The 1,514-nt window shown below is 54.0% G+C and carries 1 protein-coding gene; it reads left to right on the top strand.

All coding sequences use genetic code 11. The features are described from left to right. On the top strand, positions 1 to 1,514 hold a 1,514-nt coding region (locus L3V35_RS25360), incomplete at both ends, for a VCBS domain-containing protein (RefSeq protein WP_237300854.1).

The raw sequence follows: 1,514 nt of genomic DNA, 5'->3' as shown, positions 1-1,514 counted from the left end.
CGGCACGTTCAGTATCGATGCAGACGGTGAGTGGACGTACACGCTCAACAATGACCACGCGGATGTTCAAGCTCTAGACGCCAACTCTACTCCCATCGTTCGCACCTTCACGGTAGAAACTGCGGATGGCAGCACGCATGAGATTACAGTGACCATCACCGGCTCAGACGACGCGGCGGTCATCACGCCAAGCAAATCGGGTGATGATACTGGCGCGGTGCAAGAAGACGTGACGCTGACCACGGGCGGTAATTTAAATGTCGACGACCCGGATTTGTACGAAGCGGTGTTTACCGCGCAGACCGATATTCAAGATGGCAATTACGGCACGTTCAGTATCGATGCGGACGGTGAGTGGACCTATGTGCTCAACAATGACCACGCCGATGTCCAAGCACTAGATTCAGACTCTACTCCAATTGTTCGCACTTTCACGGTAGAAACTGCCGACGGCAGCACGCATGAGATTGCAGTGACCATCACCGGCTCCGACGACGCCGCGGTCATCACGCCAAGCAAACCGGGTGATGATAAAGGCGCGGTGCAAGAAGACGTGACGCTGACCACGGGCGGTAATTTAAATGTTGACGACCCGGATTTAGACGAAGCGGTGTTTACCGCGCAGACCGATATTCAAGATGGCAACTACGGCACGTTCAGTATCGATGCAGACGGTGACTGGACCTATGTGCTCAACAATGACCACGCCGATGTTCAAGCGCTGGACGCCGACTCGACTCCAATAGTTCGCACTTTTACTGTAGCAACCGCAGACGGCAGCACTCACAATGTTGAAGTGACTATCACTGGTACTGACGACGCGGCAATCATCACGCCAAGCAAATCGGGTGATGATACTGGCGCGGTGCAAGAAGACGTGACGCTGAGCACGGGCGGTAATTTAAATGTCGACGACCCGGATTTGTACGAAGCGGTGTTTACCGCGCAGACCGATATTCAAGATGGCAATTACGGCACGTTCAGTATCGATGCGGACGGTGAGTGGACCTATGTGCTCAACAATGACCACGCCGATGTCCAAGCACTAGATTCAGACTCTACTCCAATTGTTCGCACTTTCACGGTAGAAACTGCCGACGGCAGCACGCATGAGATTGCAGTGACCATCACCGGCTCCGACGACGCCGCGGTCATCACGCCAAGCAAACCGGGTGATGATAAAGGCGCGGTGCAAGAAGACGTGACGCTGACCACGGGCGGTAATTTAAATGTTGACGACCCGGATTTAGACGAAGCGGTGTTTACCGCGCAGACCGATATTCAAGATGGCAACTACGGCACGTTCAGTATCGATGCAGACGGTGACTGGACCTATGTGCTCAACAATGACCACGCCGATGTTCAAGCGCTGGACGCCGACTCGACTCCAATAGTTCGCACTTTTACTGTAGCAACCGCAGACGGCAGCACTCACAATGTTGAAGTGACTATCACTGGTACTGACGACGCGGCAATCATCACGCCAAGCAAAGCTGGCGATGATAAAGGCGCCG

Origin of the sequence: Vibrio sp. L5-1, from assembly GCF_021728315.1 — a bacterium.
GTDB classification, from domain to species: Bacteria; Pseudomonadota; Gammaproteobacteria; order Enterobacterales; family Vibrionaceae; genus Vibrio; species Vibrio splendidus_K.
The sequence above is the reverse complement of the archived record's forward strand: the minus strand, read 5'-3'. Positions and strand labels throughout refer to the sequence as shown.